14 protein-coding genes and 2 pseudogenes are annotated in these 15267 nt (G+C 44.2%); 8 read left to right on the forward strand and 8 right to left on the reverse strand.

Translation table 11 applies throughout. From position 1 onward, the window contains the following. The 3 genes from BJP37_RS43720 to BJP37_RS45130 form a co-directional block, all read right to left on the reverse strand. A partial coding sequence (locus BJP37_RS43720; protein ID WP_075901386.1) for an ISAs1 family transposase occupies positions 1 to 460 on the reverse strand: 460 nt, incomplete at its 3' end. A 125-nt stretch (positions 461 to 585) separates the two neighbouring features. After that, entirely contained in the window at positions 586 to 849 is a 264-nt protein-coding gene (locus BJP37_RS43725; RefSeq protein WP_198954120.1) for an ISAs1 family transposase, read from the reverse strand. Further along, positions 743 to 1084: a transposase family protein gene (locus tag BJP37_RS45130; protein ID WP_075897442.1), complete on the reverse strand. Its 342-nt coding sequence runs from the start codon at positions 1082 to 1084 to the stop codon at positions 743 to 745. The genes BJP37_RS43725 and BJP37_RS45130 overlap by 107 nt, the downstream gene beginning before the upstream one ends. A 154-nt stretch (positions 1085 to 1238) precedes the next feature. Here BJP37_RS45130 and BJP37_RS20015 point away from each other — a divergent pair. Beyond that, positions 1239 to 1487, forward strand: a pseudogene (locus BJP37_RS20015) (Uma2 family endonuclease); the annotation flags it as partial. A 10-nt stretch (positions 1488 to 1497) separates the two neighbouring features. Here the strand turns inward: BJP37_RS20015 and BJP37_RS43730 are convergent. Then, the gene (locus BJP37_RS43730) at positions 1498 to 1620 is read right to left on the reverse strand and encodes a hypothetical protein (RefSeq protein WP_269087034.1); all 123 of its coding nucleotides are present in this window, start codon (positions 1618 to 1620) and stop codon (positions 1498 to 1500) included. A gap of 2485 nt (positions 1621 to 4105) precedes the next feature. Beyond that, positions 4106 to 4219: pseudogene (locus BJP37_RS44670) on the reverse strand (winged helix-turn-helix domain-containing protein); the annotation flags it as partial. Between the two features lie 897 nt (positions 4220 to 5116). On the opposite strand from BJP37_RS44670, the gene BJP37_RS20035 reads away from it, so the two are divergent. The 4 genes from BJP37_RS20035 (at position 5117) to BJP37_RS39645 (ending at position 8576) form a co-directional block, all read left to right on the forward strand. Beyond that, on the forward strand, positions 5117 to 6388 hold the full coding sequence (locus BJP37_RS20035) for a sensor histidine kinase (RefSeq protein ID WP_075901390.1): 1272 nt from the start codon (positions 5117 to 5119) through the stop codon (positions 6386 to 6388). 392 nt (positions 6389 to 6780) lie between these two features. Continuing rightward, positions 6781 to 7449 (forward strand): fasciclin domain-containing protein, encoded by a 669-nt coding sequence (locus BJP37_RS20040; protein WP_075901392.1) that lies wholly within the window; start codon positions 6781 to 6783, stop codon positions 7447 to 7449. Positions 7450 to 7695: 246 nt separating this feature from the next. Next, a complete protein-coding gene (locus tag BJP37_RS20045; RefSeq protein ID WP_075901394.1) occupies positions 7696 to 8154 on the forward strand; it encodes a BON domain-containing protein in 459 nt (152 codons plus the stop codon). Between the two features lie 263 nt (positions 8155 to 8417). Beyond that, positions 8418 to 8576, forward strand: coding sequence for a hypothetical protein (locus BJP37_RS39645; RefSeq protein ID WP_158069683.1), 159 nt, complete (start codon positions 8418 to 8420; stop codon positions 8574 to 8576). Between the two features lie 5 nt (positions 8577 to 8581). Here BJP37_RS39645 and BJP37_RS20050 read toward each other — a convergent pair whose 3' ends face one another. Further along, on the reverse strand, positions 8582 to 10042 hold the full coding sequence (locus tag BJP37_RS20050) for a peroxidase family protein (RefSeq protein WP_081431266.1): 1461 nt from the start codon (positions 10040 to 10042) through the stop codon (positions 8582 to 8584). 323 nt (positions 10043 to 10365) lie between these two features. Between BJP37_RS20050 and BJP37_RS20055 the strand changes: the two genes are divergently transcribed. Beyond that, positions 10366 to 10884, forward strand: a complete 519-nt coding sequence (locus BJP37_RS20055) for a hypothetical protein (RefSeq protein ID WP_070393935.1) — start codon at positions 10366 to 10368, stop codon at positions 10882 to 10884. A gap of 109 nt (positions 10885 to 10993) precedes the next feature. Here BJP37_RS20055 and psb28 read toward each other — a convergent pair whose 3' ends face one another. Then, a complete protein-coding gene (gene psb28, locus BJP37_RS20060) occupies positions 10994 to 11338 on the reverse strand; it encodes a photosystem II reaction center protein Psb28 (protein WP_075901396.1) in 345 nt (114 codons plus the stop codon). A gap of 208 nt (positions 11339 to 11546) precedes the next feature. Between psb28 and trpS the strand changes: the two genes are divergently transcribed. Both trpS and BJP37_RS20070 read left to right on the forward strand, forming a co-directional pair. Then, positions 11547 to 12557, forward strand: coding sequence for a tryptophan--tRNA ligase (gene trpS, locus BJP37_RS20065; RefSeq protein WP_075901398.1), 1011 nt, complete (start codon positions 11547 to 11549; stop codon positions 12555 to 12557). 29 nt (positions 12558 to 12586) lie between these two features. After that, complete coding sequence (locus BJP37_RS20070; protein WP_075901400.1) at positions 12587 to 13522, forward strand: methylenetetrahydrofolate reductase; 936 nt, start codon at positions 12587 to 12589, stop codon at positions 13520 to 13522. A gap of 290 nt (positions 13523 to 13812) precedes the next feature. Here BJP37_RS20070 and BJP37_RS20075 read toward each other — a convergent pair whose 3' ends face one another. Then, positions 13813 to 15168 carry an NB-ARC domain-containing protein gene (locus tag BJP37_RS20075; protein ID WP_075901402.1) on the reverse strand — a complete coding sequence of 452 codons (1356 nt, stop codon included), beginning with the start codon at positions 15166 to 15168 and terminating at the stop codon, positions 13813 to 13815. Positions 15169 to 15267 lie beyond the last annotated feature (99 nt).

Raw genomic sequence — 15267 nt, forward strand, 5'->3', positions numbered from 1 at the left:
GCTTGAGTAAACTAACACTTAAACGTCGCAACAATCCCAGGTTCTGTGCCGCATATCCTTGACGAATCCGACTAGCATCTTCGCCAAAGGTGACATCAAGCACCCAATGCAGACTGTTCTCAATACTCCAATGGGAGCGAATCACCGAGTTGTGTCGCTGGGCATCGCCTTCCAGGCTGCTAATGTAAAACCGCACTTCAAACCTGGTTTTGTTCCATAACTTCTGGGTACTCTTGACCATGACAACCGTCTCTAAGCCCGCCCATTGACCTTGCCGAGGCAGTGGTGGTAATTGACTCACGGGCACGACCCAAACTTGGCGAGTTTCTATGGGATGATGTCCACTGTCTATGGTTTGATCGTAGCTGTACTCAATCCCCTGCCAGTTGTGGGCTTGTGCTTGCTCGAACCAAGCCTCTACTTGTTGGCTGAGCTGACCCTGGTTGCCTTTGAGTGCCAAGACATAGTCGCCTTCTGCCTGCTTGAAATGCCTACGCTATGGCGATTTGGGTGCCCATGGCATCAAGGGTGACGACCGCCCCCTTGAGGTTCAGCAATTGCAGCAGGAGCGGCACTGCTGTGATTTCATTGGATTTGCTCTCCACTTTTTGCGCTCGCTAAAACCAGCCCATGTTCACTGCTCCAGGCACTCACACTCTGTAACGCCTTCAGTTGACCAGCTCGGTCATAGGAGCCTTTGGTGGTCTTGCCATCGATATGAATCAACTTCAGGGCTAATTTCTCAGTAATACAGCTGACCCAACTCAAGAAACTCGTCTCGAGCTCCTGGGGGTCTAGCAGACCAAACACCCGACCAAAGGTATCGTGTGACGGAATCCCATTGGGCAACTCTAAAAACGTCTCCAGCCACACTTGCGAACGCTTTACCGTAGGTAACGATTGCCACAAACCCATCGGCACCGGAGAGCACCGCCAAAATGGCAATCGTGATCATGGCCACCAAGGAATGTTTCTGGGTTCGCTCCACTCGGGGATCTCGCAAGTGCTGAAAATGCTTCAGAACACTGTTTTTCAAGATTAACGCTTCACGCTCCTGCTGAGCCTTCACAAAGCCTTTTGCCATAATGACTGACTAGAGAATGCAAATCTTGGCAAATCCAACGGTTAACCGCAACATCCGCTCTGGGACAACCTTGAACACTGACTGGCTATCATACCTATACTCCCTGTAGTTTGTCAAGTACGATTTATACCAAATTAGATGCGATTACCCTGCTTGTTTAATTGTCGAAGTTTTATCTCCCAAAACCGAAGCCTTTGACCGGGGTAACAAATTTTATGACTATCAAAAATTAGACACATTGGTCGAATATGTCCTAATTAGCCAAGACCATCAACGTCTAGACTGCTTCCGCCGTAATGCCCAGAAAATTTGGACATTACAATTTTATGATCCAGGAAGTGAGATTCATCTAGAAAGTGTGGATTTTCGTACGAGTCTTGAGGCTTTGTATGAAGATGTATAGCGGTTTTAAATTAGGTGAGGTAAATTTTTTTAGGGAACAGGGAACAGGGAACAGGGAACAGATAAGAGGCAAGAGGCAAGAGGCAAGAGGCAAGAGGCAAGAGGCAAGAGGGTGAAAATTCTTTGTACCTCATTAGAATATAAACCGCTATAACTTTTCCAAAATGATTAAATGGCCAAGAAAATTAGAGAACTCAAATCAATGCTAAAACAAGCTAGTTTCTCTTATCGTTCAGTACAAAATTGATAATCGTAGGGTGGGCAGTGTTATTAATGCGATCGCTAGCTAATTTTTTCGTTGGTGGGCAGTGCCTAGGCTGTTCACTTTGTCCTAGGGCCCGAGGAAAAAGTTTATGCACTTTTTGTGTAAGGTAACGAGACCGTGGATCCATTGCGATATATGGATTATAGCCTCAGAGCGTTGCTCGCGATCCCGGGATGAACAATTAGAACCAAAAAATGCTCAAAATACACAGCCTAGGCAAAGCCCGACGCTGCTTAACACGACTATAACGGGAGTTGAATGATGGTATTGCACTGATAGTCTGTAGTAATACCAAGTTGCGTTCATAGACATAATTTTAATTGTAGTACGAGCAGAAAAGCCCGCGCGAGCAAGATGCTCGCACTACCTTCTGTGTTTGAACGCAACTCGGTATCAGGCGTTACTGATTCTGGCTATGATTCCGCCCCCTGACCCCCAATCCTGGGGGAGAAAAGTAAGTTAAAGTCCCCCCCGGTGCGCTTGACCCGTAATTAAATTCGCCACGGGTCGCACCGCAAAGTTGGGGGATAATGGTGGCATTACCAAAACCAGACGATGTAAATTAATACTTTAATAAGCAGGTGCACAAAATTAATTACACATTTTCAAAAGCTCAAAGCCTTACATTGTAAGGGTTACAGAGATTGGGAGTAGGTAATTAATTTTGTAATGGTGCTTAACAACAGGGGTCTTTTTTGGGATTGGATTTAAGGACCCAACCCAAACATTCATTCCAGACCCAGTCACATGGGTTCCATCCTTTCGGTTTACAATCACCTCCGTTGATTTGATCCATCGCCACATCTGTATGGTTGAGCTCAGTCAAAAAGCTCTCTGATTCCTGAACATCATTAATTGTTATAAGTGCCATTGAGACAAATCTCCTGACGAATTGGTTAAGTTTGGAACGAAAATTTCCACACTCGACCCACTAGAATCCTGGAGATTCTTTTTTAGTGATTAACTCTATAGGCTCCTAGTTGGAGTTACCCATACCTATGATCGAGTTTTGGGATAATCCAAGACCCTAGGGAGTGTTAAGCACCGTGTTTAACTTGGCAACCACAAACTTTGGAAGTAAGGGCACCCTGAATAACGCAAAAACAGCTATCTTCCCGATGGGGGCACAATTAAAGTTGCCACCCATTTATTTTTTTCGTTCTCTAGAAATAATAGTAATTCATTGACTGGATAAAATCAAGTCCTAGGGCGGCTAAATTCTTTAAGAATTATCAATTCTGAAGGCTAAATTCTTCAAGAAGTATGAATTGTGAATGGTGTATTATAAAGTAAGTATGAATTGTGAATGGTGTATTATAAAGTAAGTATGAATTGTGACTGAATAAGGATGAATTATTAAAAATCACTAGGAATTATTCAAAATCACTAAGAATTATTAAGGATGAAGGATGGATCACTAGACCTCTTGCCAAAGTCTGGTCTTGATGTAGCCCCTCCCCACTCGCGCTTTGCATCAAGACAATGTGTTTAAGTATAGCGTTTTTATTTGAGATGTAAACATAGCATTAATAGGAAAAGGGAAAAGGGAACAGGGAACAGGGAACAGCAGGAAAGAGCTCCGAAGAGTTTTTGATGTTATGAGAAATCAGCAAGATTGTTCATGACCTATTTGTAAATGCGTAATATCAAGTTCGGATGATTACTTATAATTAGGTTTGGCGGGTCCTCGGCCACCAGTCAAAGCAAGTCAGCCCCCCAATAAGCGTCTTGCTGACCCAGCAATTGCTGACAACGATAGACCAATAAATCCTCGTTCCTCGTTGATATTTTTGGGGGAATGATTGGCCACAATCTCGCGTTTCCAGCGGCCACAACCTTTCCGCAGGTTGCAACTGAGTCGAATGTAACGGTAGCTCAAACCGATGAATCCCAACAGGTAACACCACATCTAATGCGATGTGCCATCCCGCTTGGTCTACCACTAGTAGCACTCGTTTATTCAAACCCCATTGAAATTCTCGGGCAAAATCTGCTAATACAAGGGTTGAACAATTGTGTATTCACAAATGGCAAAAGCCACCAATAGGTTTCTCCCGACTCCGGGTGAACAAAAGCATAGACCCACTCTCTTGGTGCGCATTCACCCTTGTCGGGAAACCTGACCGGGGTCGCACCGCAACCACGCTCTATTGATGTTTGACCTGGGCAATTGGTTGTTCCCCCTCAACTGTCCAGACTCGACGCATCACTGGCAGTAGCCCCAAACGATGTTCGTCCATTCCCCACACCTCAATGTCTGCGATCGGGTATTTGGCTTGAAGATATGCCAGCTCTAAAGGTCATTTTTTTTCCACTGCTGTTGGCGGGAGTTCGGAAGTTTCCTGATGTTGGGGTCATTGGACTATAGCGCGATAACCCATGTCCCGAAGATATTCCCATCCTCGATAACGGCTAATCCGAACTCCTGTCAATTCACTTAACCAATCCGCTACCAAACGACCGTTCCATAACCCTCCATCAGGGGCGTTGCTGAATTAAGGAATGAATGCGCGATCACCTGGTTTTGTTAAAGCCCCCTAAATCCCCCAAATTTGGGGGACTTTGATAGTTTTGTTACCCCCATAATTGGGGGGCTAGGGGGGCGAAACCATACCCAAAATCAGCAACGCCCCATCAGGAGCCGGTCCGGTTAGGACTTGCCACAGTTGTGCAAGTTGTAGATCATTGAGTTGAGTTGGCGAACCCGGATTTGAGTGTCGTCGATCGCCCAAAGCATTTGGTCCGTGCTGGTTATAACGTCGCAGAAGTTGGGTTTATCCAAATTCGGCTATAACCAGTAACTTCGAGCTTCCGTTGCTGGAGTTTTCCCATCGGCAAGTAACCAGATGATTTGATAGTGACACCCGTTCCACCTCCGAGGTGCTCGCCCGGTAACGAGAGTAGAGTTCCTCCGAACTCAAATGGGATTCAACAGTGACGGTTTTTGGCATAGCGAGTGGCAATGCAATGTTTTTTCAGAGGAAGGGAAGCTTGATTATAACTAATTATCCGAACTTGATATAATTCCACTATTCAGTTGTTACCGTTGAAAGTTGGCAGGTTGAACGCGATGGACGAAGTCCCGCTTTGCTGCGAAGCGCGTGGCCTTTTGGCCAAGGTTCCCTTTGGCGTTCCCGTAGGGTAGGTTGCAGGTTTAAGGTTGGTAGGTTGAAAGTTGGCAGGTTGTTCGCCTTTGGCGTTCCCGTAGGGTAAGTTGACGGCGTTCGTGAAGCAACGAATGATATCAAGTATAGTTGGGTCAGTTAACGATTACCAATTACTAATTACGTCAGCCGTCAGCTGACAGCTGACGGCTGAATGCTTACCTAATTACTAATTACTAATTACTAATTACTAATTACCAGATGTTTAAAGGTTTGCGCTGGCGTCTTCTGTTGTATTACCTAATGGTAATGGCGGCAATTTTAAGTGTATTTGGTGCGGGTGTGTATGTGTTTTTAACACAGAGTCTGTACCAGCAACTTGACAAAAAACTACGGACTTTAGCCCAATCCGCCGCCCCATCATTTACAGAAGTAGAAGTGAAAGGGAGTCAATACATTGAACAAGTTGATGAAGTCCCCTGGCGAGATATATTTAACCGAGACCAACAAAGCCTAGAATGGTTTGATGCTAACGGTCAACTATTGGCAAGGCGAGGTGTGATTGTATTGACTTTCCCACCAAAACTGGGTTCGTGGACTCTACAACTCCCCGAGACATCAGAGCCAATTAGGACTTTTACAATTTCTGTCTTTAAAGACACCTCGAAACCAAGCCAGCCATCCCTAGAGGGCTATATTCGAGCCAGTCAATCCACAGAAGATGTAGAAATTGTCCAAAGCCAACTATTTTGGGGATTAGGAATGGGAGGAATGATCGCTCTAGGGTTTGTTGGTATCGGTGGACTTTGGCTGACCCAGAAAGCTCTTGAGCCGATTGAGCAAAGTTTTAAGCAGCTTAAACAGTTTACTGCTGATGCCTCCCATGAATTGCGCAGTCCTCTGACAGCAATTAAAGCCTCTGTGGATGTGATGCGAAATCATCCTGAGCGAATTCATCCCAAGGATGCTAAGAAGTTAGTGGCTATTGCTAGCGCTACAGATCAGATGAGCCACTTAGCAGAAGACTTACTATTTTTAGCTCGTACTGATGCAGCCTTGTCAATCCCGACTCGAAAGTCAGTCCCAATTTCCCTCAATACAGTTTTGCAGAATGTGGTGGAATTGTTAGAATCATTTGCTCAAGATAAGCAGATTTCTTTGGAATATAAGTGCCTGACAACAGTCTCTGTAATTGGGGATGAAGGGCAACTGACCCGTTTATTTTCCAACTTGCTAGAGAATGCCCTGCAATACACACCCCCTAAAGGAAAAGTGGTTCTTACTGTTGCCAAACAGAATCGCTGTGCCCTGGTCATGATTGAGGATACTGGCATTGGTATTGCCCCTGAACATCAGCCGTTTGTATTTGATCGCTTCTGGCGTGCCGATAAAGCTCGTTCTCGCCGAGAGAGGGGTACCGGGTTGGGACTTGCGATCGCTCAAGCAATCACTCACAGTCATGGGGGAAAAATCACCCTTACGTCTCAGGTTGGGGTTGGTAGCTGCTTTGAGATACGTTTACCGCTGGTTTAGGAAAATAGCTTCTAGGTTGGGATTTTCTTTTGAAATCATATAGCAATTCTACGACTTGTGAGGTACAAATTTCTGGTTTTTAGGGAGCGGGGAGCAGGGAGCAGGGAGCAGGTAAGAGGAACCCACCCCTAACCCCTCCCAGGAGGGGAAGAGGTAAGAGGTAAAAAATAATGTGTACCTCATAGCTACGATAAATGCTATATAGGGATCCGTGTAGGAATGAATTGTGATAATTTTTGATGCCATATTCCCTACTCCCTACTCCCTACTCCCTACTCCCTAATTTCTAACTTCCTTACCGACTTTTTTACTTTTGGGTAATAATCTCAAACTATGAAGCCGTTTAGTTGGAAAGCGTCAACTATACCTAGCATTCAGGAGAGATTATCTAAATGAAAACTCCCATTAAGTTGCTAACAGGTATTCTGGGATTAAGTGCTCTGATCAGTTTCCCGGCAATAGCGCAAGAAAAAACAGAAAACTCAGTTAAAGATGCTGTCAATGGTGCAACTGAGTCTATGGTAGAAAGCGCCCCCGATTCCTTGAGCAAACCCCTTCAACAGGCTGAAGAGGTAGAAATGCCAGCTACCACTGACGCTGAATCTACCACCAGTAACCTAGTAGAGCAAGCTGCGAGCAATGATCAATTCCAAACCCTTGTCAAAGCAATTGAGGCAGCGGGCTTAACGGAAACCTTGGCAGGTGAAGGACCCTACACTGTTTTTGCTCCCACCGATGATGCTTTTGCTGCACTGCCACCAAATACCTTAGACAGTCTACTACTACCAGAAAACAAAGAGGTACTGGTAAAGCTGCTAAAGTATCATGTTGTAACTGGTGCAGTTGATAGCAGTCAAATCCAGTCGGGAGAAATTATCACTATGGCTGGAAAGTCGGTAACAGTACAAGTTGGTGAAGAAGGTAAGGTTACTGTCAACAATGCCCAGGTGACTCAAACAGATATTGAAGCCAGTAACGGCATAATTCATGTTGTTGACCATGTAATTCTGCCCTCAAGAGCTCATGCTCAATCGGAACCAGCACCAACAGGAGTCAGGTAAAATTCAGATTTAAAAAATTCATAGGTGCGCTTTCCGCACCTGCTGAATAAGTTTGGTGTTTTTGGTAATTATATCCCGTCCGTTTGACTACTTATTATTCAGGTTTATTCGGAAAGTAAATCGTTTAAATAGTGTAAGTGTTCACTTTATATTTAACACTTAATACGTCAAAATTTGCCTGAATAAGAAGTAATCAACCGGACTCGATTGGAGTAAATAAAAGTAGAGAACAAGGAGAAACTAAAGATGAATAAGTTGATGCCAATTTTGCTAGGTGGAGTGATTCTGTTTGGTGCTGCTGCTTGCGATGAAGCTAAAACAAGTGATGAAGCCTCCTACTCTATAGATCAAAAAGATGAAGAACTAGTAACCTTACGGTCTGAAGGAAACCAAGGGGATGCCATGGTTCAAGAAACCCGAAAGGAAATCGAGGTAAATTTTGGAACTACTCAAGAGCCAAATCAAGCCTTGGGTAATTTAAAAAACCTTGATGAAGATGACCAACTAGCCAGTTTAGTACTTAATAATTTGGCAACCAATCTCCCCAATAGCCAGTTAGAAGTTGAAGCGGCAGAGGGAATTGTGACTATCTCAGGAAAAGTTTCGTCTGATGATCAATTGAGTCAGATTGCACCTTTGGCAATCCAGGTTGAAGGTGTTCAGAGCGTGGATGTTCAAGCTACTGTCAAAGAGCCAAACAGCTGATCGCTGATCTGGTCAAGTACCACTCTGTTGTTGCCAATGTTACCTAATTGATGTAATTATCTAATCCATAGAGAGGAGTTAGTCGCCTATTGCTTTTGCCATAGTGGTAGGCGACTTTTGTTGTTGAGTGTTCCTCGGCTTTAATTCATGCTATAGCAATCCGATTTGAGTTGTGAAACAGTGTAAAAGCGGAAAGATGGGGAAGATGGTTAAAAGGAGAAAGAGGGTCAGGAGGGTGAAAATGCTTAGGTACGCTTTACGTGATGGCGAACGCGCCCCGCGTGACCTACGGTCAAGGGATTGCTCGCCATCACGGGTCGCACCTCTGCATCGCTGTTCTCTGTTCCCTGTTCCCTGTTCCCTGTTCCCTGTTCCCTAAATACCCAGAACTATGTACTTCACAAAATCCCAAACCGCTATAAGAGTATTAATCACCAATTGGGTTAGCATCTCCGACAAACCTCAACAAGTCTGTCATAGTAAATGTTCCTGGTTTTTCAGAAGGAAGTATCGGCGTCCACTGGGAGCAACGGGATAAAAATGAGTTGCGATCGCCTTCGATAAGACCAACAAAAACTTCAGCCAAAATACGGCTTCCTACATCGCCCAAACGCACTCCGTTACCTTGGATTTGAGCTTCTTTGAGGATATAGTACCACAAGGGGGACTTAACATCAAAACCAAACTGGGCGGCAACATTGCCATCTTGGCCTGTGGAAATATCTTCCTTACTCAAGGGCCAGAATCCCATGCAGCGAGCCACATCTTGACCAGCGGGCAACCCAAGGTTACGACCACGCAACAGATTTCTCACCGCTAGGGAATTAGGTGGTGGAACATTAGGCAAATTCTTGAGGGGGTCAACTAGAAATGGATCAAGTTGGCGGCTCAAGTTAACCGGTACATTAGGATCGATCGGGAAGAAGCGACGCCAGTCAATTATCCAATCACTGGGAATAGGAACGATTTGACCCGATTGAGCAGTGAATAAAAACAGCAGTTGTAAGGTTGCAGGAGTTACCCCACCAGGACGAGAAGTAAACACTCGGTTGTAGTCATAATCCGCACGGATCATGCTGTGTCCGAGACGATAAGCTGCTACAGAGAATTCCACAGGCATGAACGGATCCTGACCAAACTTGAAGAAGCGCCGACCGCCTTCAAGTACTTCTATTAGCTGCTTCTGGTCAATGACGCGAGACAAGAAATCGAACAGTACAATCCACTGATAGTGCCAAACTACCAATTCTCGGGCTGCCTCAAAGGTAGACTTGCCCATGATAGAGTCTGCTTGAATGCTGCCATCACGGATGCCCTCAACTATCTTGTTGTGAAACTTCAGGAAAGCTAGGTGGGTCTGGGCAACAATTAAATTTTCATCATTACGGGGGTCACCAATGATGGCCAGAGTACTAGGAGAACGAGGCAAATCGTTGGGCAATTCTGTGGGAATAGACGAATCGCCACCACCAGGTTGTTGGTTAGTTTTGCCAATTAAAAACAGATCTGAGTCATCGATTTGATAGAGATAGGGTTGAACATCAGGACCAGAACCATACAGACTATCAAGATCCAGCTTTGGCGTGCGAAAATTTTTCACCGCCAAGGGGTCAACCATCATATCTCCGAGAGCAGTGGTATCGAAGGTAATGTCATGATCGATGAATTGACCCAAATAAGTGTAACCAGCAGGTACATTGATATTATCGCCCTTTGGATTATTAGGGTCAGTATCATTCATGGCGTTCCCCAGCTGAGTCAAACCCTCTTCTGAAGGGGTGAAAGCAGGTAGATTAGGAAACATTCTGCCAAACTTACCTGTGGGGGCAAATTCACTGGGGGGTTGATGTTCACCCTTGCGAGGACCAAATCCATGGCGTCTTAACATAATTAAGCTGCTTTTATACCTGTTTTTGTGGTTTATATATCCACTATGAGCTAAGCAACTGATTGATAACAGTACCCTTGAGGGTGAAATTTTTGGCAAGGATATGTTGTATAGTGCTACGCGCAAGTCAGAAGTCAGAAGTCAGAAGTCAGAAGTCAGTCTAAAGAAGGTGGGCAGTGCATCAAACCGACCAGATCAGCTCGGCTTTGGGCGTTACTACAGCAACTAGTTCCCATGGATAAGGTCTAAACTGGGTTGTTAATGACTGCTATATCAGTGCCTGTTTGATCGTAATCATCCACTAAAACTATTAGGAGCAATTTATGAGCGTTGTGGCTGCCAGAAAATACCCTGATAAACTAGTTTTTGCCTCCGACAGCATTCGGCTGTCAGGATACCTCAAGCAAACTCACCGGGTAACTGGGGATGAATGGGGCAAGCTATTTGAAATCAATAACATGATTATTGGCGGCGTGGGGTATACCATGGAACTGAGTTTCATGCAAATATTTGCCAGAAACCATTCTCCAGCCGCTCCTACCGTTGAGGCTGTTCTCGATTTTATTGTGGAATTTTATAGTTGGGCAAAGGATAAAGACGATACCTTTGGTCGCAGGAATGAATATTTGTTAGCAGTAGAAAGGGATATTTTTTGTATAAGTGATGGCTATCTTGTGGATAAAATTAATGAATTTGGTGCCATTGGTGCTGGACAAGATTATGCTCTGACCGCAATGTACTTAGATAAAACCCCTGAAGAAGCAGTAGCGATTGCTAATGAGCTTTGCGTGTATTGCTCTCCTCCGATTAATGTGATTACTAAGGAAATCAGCGACATCTGACTTGGGTATAGTGCTGAGTACTAAGCGTTTTTCACGGTTGACCGTTGACGGTTGGGTGTAAACCAGATCCTGTAAAGGAGACATTAGTACCCAGCACTCAAGACTTAGCTTAATCCTGTTTGGATTTAGTCAGTCCTAAGTCATTTTCCTCACTATACCGTTCCATAAAACGAATGAAACGATCCCACTGCTCTGGAGATTTAATCACGTAAGTTGCTTCTATACCCATTGGTTCACCATTAACAAATTTGCCATTAACGTTACTGGTAGAAATCTCACCTTCTTCGTCAACCATGTACATTCCGGTGATATCTTCCTTAAAGTCTTTATCGATAGCTTGAGGCTTTTGAAAATAGAAGGTTGCAGTGCCAGTCTGACCAGTTTTAGAGCGAGTTATACGTACGTCGGGCACAACTTCTTCTTTGATGCCTCTAGAGAACTGAATTTCTGCCATGCTATAAGTCCGATTAAGAAAATATTAAGAATCTTTACACCACTATCTTCTCATCCAAGCTGCAATAAATGGCAAAAAATTTTAACTGATGCCTAGGTTCACGACCTAGCAATGGCGAAAATAATCCAAATTTAGCCTAACCAGTGGGAAAATGGAATTACACTGATACCGTTTCGGCAAACCGATTTAAGCAATCACTCGATCATACATGGGTAAACAGCGCGTTCTATCTGGAGTTCAACCAACTGGCAATCTTCACCTGGGTAACTATCTTGGAGCTATCCGCAACTGGGTCGAAGGTCAAAGTCAGTACGATAATCTATTTTGTGTAGTTGATTTACATGCTATTACTGTACCCCATAACCCAGCCACTCTAGCAGAAGATACCTTAAGCATTGCTGCCCTCTACTTAGCCTGCGGGATTGATTTAGAATACTCTACCATCTTCGTACAATCCCATATCCCTGCCCACAGTGAACTAGCTTGGCTGCTCAACTGCATTACCCCTCTCAACTGGCTAGAGCGAATGATCCAGTTCAAGGAAAAAGCGGTTAAACAAGGGGAAAATGTCAGTACTGGCTTACTGGACTACCCGGTATTGATGGCAGCAGATATTCTACTTTATGATGCCGATAAAGTTCCAGTGGGAGAGGACCAAAAGCAACACATCGAACTGACTCGTAATATCGCTATCCGAGTTAATGACAAGTTTGGCAGTCAGGAGAAACTTGTGCTAAAGTTGCCAGAGCCTATGATCCGGCAAACGGGTGCTCGTGTCATGAGTCTCACTGATGGCAGGCGCAAAATGTCTAAGTCTGATCCATCCGAGTTGAGCAGGATTAACGTGCTTGACTCTCCTGAGGAGATCCAAAAGAAAATCAAGCGCTGTAAAACTGACCCAACTAGAGGCTTATGGTTTGATGACCCAGAACGCCCGGAATGTGATAATCTACTAACGTTGTATACCCTGCTTTCTGGGAAAACGAAGGAAGAGGTGGCTACAGAATGTCGGGATATGGGTTGGGGTAAATTCAAGCCCTTACTGACAGAAGTAACAATTGAAGCACTCAAGCCGATTCAACAGAAGTATCACGATGTTAGGTCAGAGCAGGGCTATCTTGAGGGCGTGTTGCGAGAGGGGCGACAAAAAGCGGAAGCGATCGCAAACCAGACCTTGTCCAGGGTGAAAACTGCATTAGGGTTCATTGCTGTAACCTAATTCCTGGAGATAAGTAAATACTATAACCAATGACTAACCCCACTAAGAATTCGTTTCGCACTGCCGTTGAGTCCGGTGAATTTTTGATTACTGCAGAAGTGGCACCCCCCAAGGGGGGTAACCCAGCTCACATGGTCAAAATGGCTCAAACCCTCAAAGATAGAGTCCATGCTATCAATATCACTGATGGCTCTAGGGCAGTCATGCGGATGTCGTCTTGGGCAGCCTCGGTGATTTTACGCCAGCAGGGAATTGAACCAATTTGTCAGGTGGCTTGTCGCGATCGCAACCGCATCGCCTTGCAAGCTGACTTGATGGGTATTAACGCTTTAGGTATCGGTAATATTCTCGCCCTAACTGGTGATCCAGTCAAAGCAGGTGATCATCCTGATGCTAAAAGTGTATTTGATTTGGAATCAGTACGCCTATTGCAACTAATTACTAAGCTAAATCAAGGGGTTGATTTCAATGATAAGCCCCTTACTGATCAAGCAACTGATTTATTTACTGGTGCAGCAGTAGACCCCCAGCTCAAAAGTTGGTCAGGCTTACAGAGTCGGTTTGAACGGAAACTGGAGGCGGGAGCACAGTTTTTCCAAAGCCAGCTCATTTGTGATTTTGATCGCCTAGAGAAGTTTATGGATCAGATTGCGGCTGGTACTGATAAGCCAATTTTAGCAGGGATATTTTTGATCAAATCCGCTAAAAATGCTAAGTTTATTAATAAAAAAGTTCCAGGGGTTAATATCCCTGACGAGATTATTGATCGGCTAGCAGCAGCAGATAATCAGTTACAAGAAGGGATAAAAATTGCTGCTGAGCAAGTTAAGCTCGCACAGCAACTGTGCCAGGGTGTTCACATGATGGCAGTGCGGCGAGAAGACTTGATTCCCCAGATTTTGGATTTGGCTGGAATTTCGCCATTGCAGAAATCCTCTGCTATTAATGACTTAGTTTGTAAGTAAATTTCAGGTCAATTGTTATAGCGCTGCGACCAGGGAATAGGGAATAGGCAATAGGGAATAGGGAATAGGGTAAATATACCTTCTTCTCTCCCCACCCTCCCCACACTTCCCAGACTTTCCACACTCTTCCCTCTCTCCTGTTGCCTTTTGCCCTTTCAAGTAAGTACCTGGAAATAAATAAACGGAACAGTATTAACTTTTATAAACCCACCAAAAGTTAATACTGTTCCCTGTTCCCTGTTCCCTGTTCCCTGTTCCCTATCTTGACAGTTAAACCTAATTTTGTCCGACTACTTAATACTAAGAATCACGGAACTAACTACAGGGGATAGGGTGAAAAAAGTTTGACTAATGTCGGTGAATGTCTCAATCAGTGAGCGCCTCTGGAGGGATTGTAAAACATTGATTAGTTTTGAATCTGAGCTAATGGTCATATCCTGGCGCAATTGTTCCCGGGAAACGGGTGTAGTGCTTGTACCTAGATACTTGATCACTTCTATTTCTGACTTATCTAAGCGATTTAACTGTGCAATTATAATTAACCTCATTGGTTCGGGAACAAATACCTCATTCAAGCTTAAAAATTTCGAGACACTGCCATTAAAGTATTTTTCAATTGTTGTCGCTACTAAATTTAAGGCTAAGGGATTGCCTCGATAACGGGTAATCAAGGTTTCCCATTCTTCCGTATTTCCAAACAAACCGTTATCTACTAAGATTTTTTCAGCTTCTTCTGTAGGTAAACCCTTGAGAGTTAAGGAAGCAGTAGTGTTATTTTTTTGCTGCAGTAACTCTAGTTGTAGAAATTTTTCCCAACTGATCAGCAGCAAAGCACTTTGGTGTTTTTCCTGTGCTACTCGTCTCAATAGCTGACCATAATCCTCATAGTTGGCTTGATAGTATCCAGCTATAGCGCCAGGATTTAGAATCTGCTCTGCGTCATCCAGTACGATCAGACACCGATGCTCTTGTAAATATTTTATCAAGGTAGAAATAAGAGCGTTGATATCTTCTGGTAAGTTGAATGATTGGTGGTGAGATAGGAATAGAATCAGCTCTACTAGCAGTTGCTTAAGGGGTGGAGCATGGCGAAGATTACGCCAAATGATATATTCAAATTCTCCCTTAAGGTTGTTTGCCAGTTTGACAGCCAGAGTGGTTTTACCAATCCCTCCTATACCCAAAATGGCTACTAGTGAGTATTGGTTTTTACTAATCCATTGTTGGAGTTGATTGAGTTCATTAGTGCGTCCATAGAAAGCAGAAATTTCTGGTGCTTCCCCCCAATCATGGTACTGCTGAGGCATTTTGTATCCTGAAAATTCTAGCCACTTAGGGACGTCTTTCCAGTTAGTGAGGCTATTGAATTCTCGATTAGTTAGTGCTTCGACATATCGATACAATCCCCTAGTCAAGGCAACAGCGATTGAGTTAGAGCTCCGATGGAGAGTCTCAGCTATTTTTTTTGGGGAGTAGCCAGAAAGCAATCCTCTCAAGCACACTTTTTCTACTGGTGTAAGTGTGGTTTTATTCTGGGTTTCCCTCTGTTTTTGTTCGCCTATATCTATATATAAATTGTCTAAATCCCAGAGCTTTACTGCTTCTAAAAACAGTTCATCTTCTTGATAAAACGCACCCTGCGCCATTTGCTTGCCTTCCTTGATATAAACTTGTAAACCCTTACAGACTGCATCGGTGACAACTTAAGCCTGTATGCCAATTGTCAAGGGGGTTGAGGAAAAAGG

The organism is Moorena bouillonii PNG (assembly GCF_001942495.1).
GTDB classification, from domain to species: Bacteria; Cyanobacteriota; Cyanobacteriia; order Cyanobacteriales; family Coleofasciculaceae; genus Moorena; species Moorena bouillonii.

What these genes read in the sequence shown, in the direction of transcription:
- BJP37_RS45130 (WP_075897442.1), bottom strand. Translation starts at nt 1,084, where the DNA reads ATGGCAAAAGGCTTTGTGAAGGCTCAGCAGGAGCGTGAAGCGTTAATC.
- BJP37_RS43730 (WP_269087034.1), bottom strand. Translation starts at nt 1,620, where the DNA reads ATGAGGTACAAAGAATTTTCACCCTCTTGCCTCTTGCCTCTTGCCTCT.
- BJP37_RS20035 (WP_075901390.1), top strand. Translation starts at nt 5,117, where the DNA reads ATGTTTAAAGGTTTGCGCTGGCGTCTTCTGTTGTATTACCTAATGGTA.
- BJP37_RS20040 (WP_075901392.1), top strand. Translation starts at nt 6,781, where the DNA reads ATGAAAACTCCCATTAAGTTGCTAACAGGTATTCTGGGATTAAGTGCT.
- BJP37_RS20045 (WP_075901394.1), top strand. Translation starts at nt 7,696, where the DNA reads ATGAATAAGTTGATGCCAATTTTGCTAGGTGGAGTGATTCTGTTTGGT.
- BJP37_RS39645 (WP_158069683.1), top strand. Translation starts at nt 8,418, where the DNA reads ATGGCGAACGCGCCCCGCGTGACCTACGGTCAAGGGATTGCTCGCCAT.
- BJP37_RS20050 (WP_081431266.1), bottom strand. Translation starts at nt 10,042, where the DNA reads ATGTTAAGACGCCATGGATTTGGTCCTCGCAAGGGTGAACATCAACCC.
- BJP37_RS20055 (WP_070393935.1), top strand. Translation starts at nt 10,366, where the DNA reads ATGAGCGTTGTGGCTGCCAGAAAATACCCTGATAAACTAGTTTTTGCC.
- psb28 (WP_075901396.1), bottom strand. Translation starts at nt 11,338, where the DNA reads ATGGCAGAAATTCAGTTCTCTAGAGGCATCAAAGAAGAAGTTGTGCCC.
- trpS (WP_075901398.1), top strand. Translation starts at nt 11,547, where the DNA reads ATGGGTAAACAGCGCGTTCTATCTGGAGTTCAACCAACTGGCAATCTT.
- BJP37_RS20070 (WP_075901400.1), top strand. Translation starts at nt 12,587, where the DNA reads ATGACTAACCCCACTAAGAATTCGTTTCGCACTGCCGTTGAGTCCGGT.
- BJP37_RS20075 (WP_075901402.1), bottom strand. Translation starts at nt 15,168, where the DNA reads ATGGCGCAGGGTGCGTTTTATCAAGAAGATGAACTGTTTTTAGAAGCA.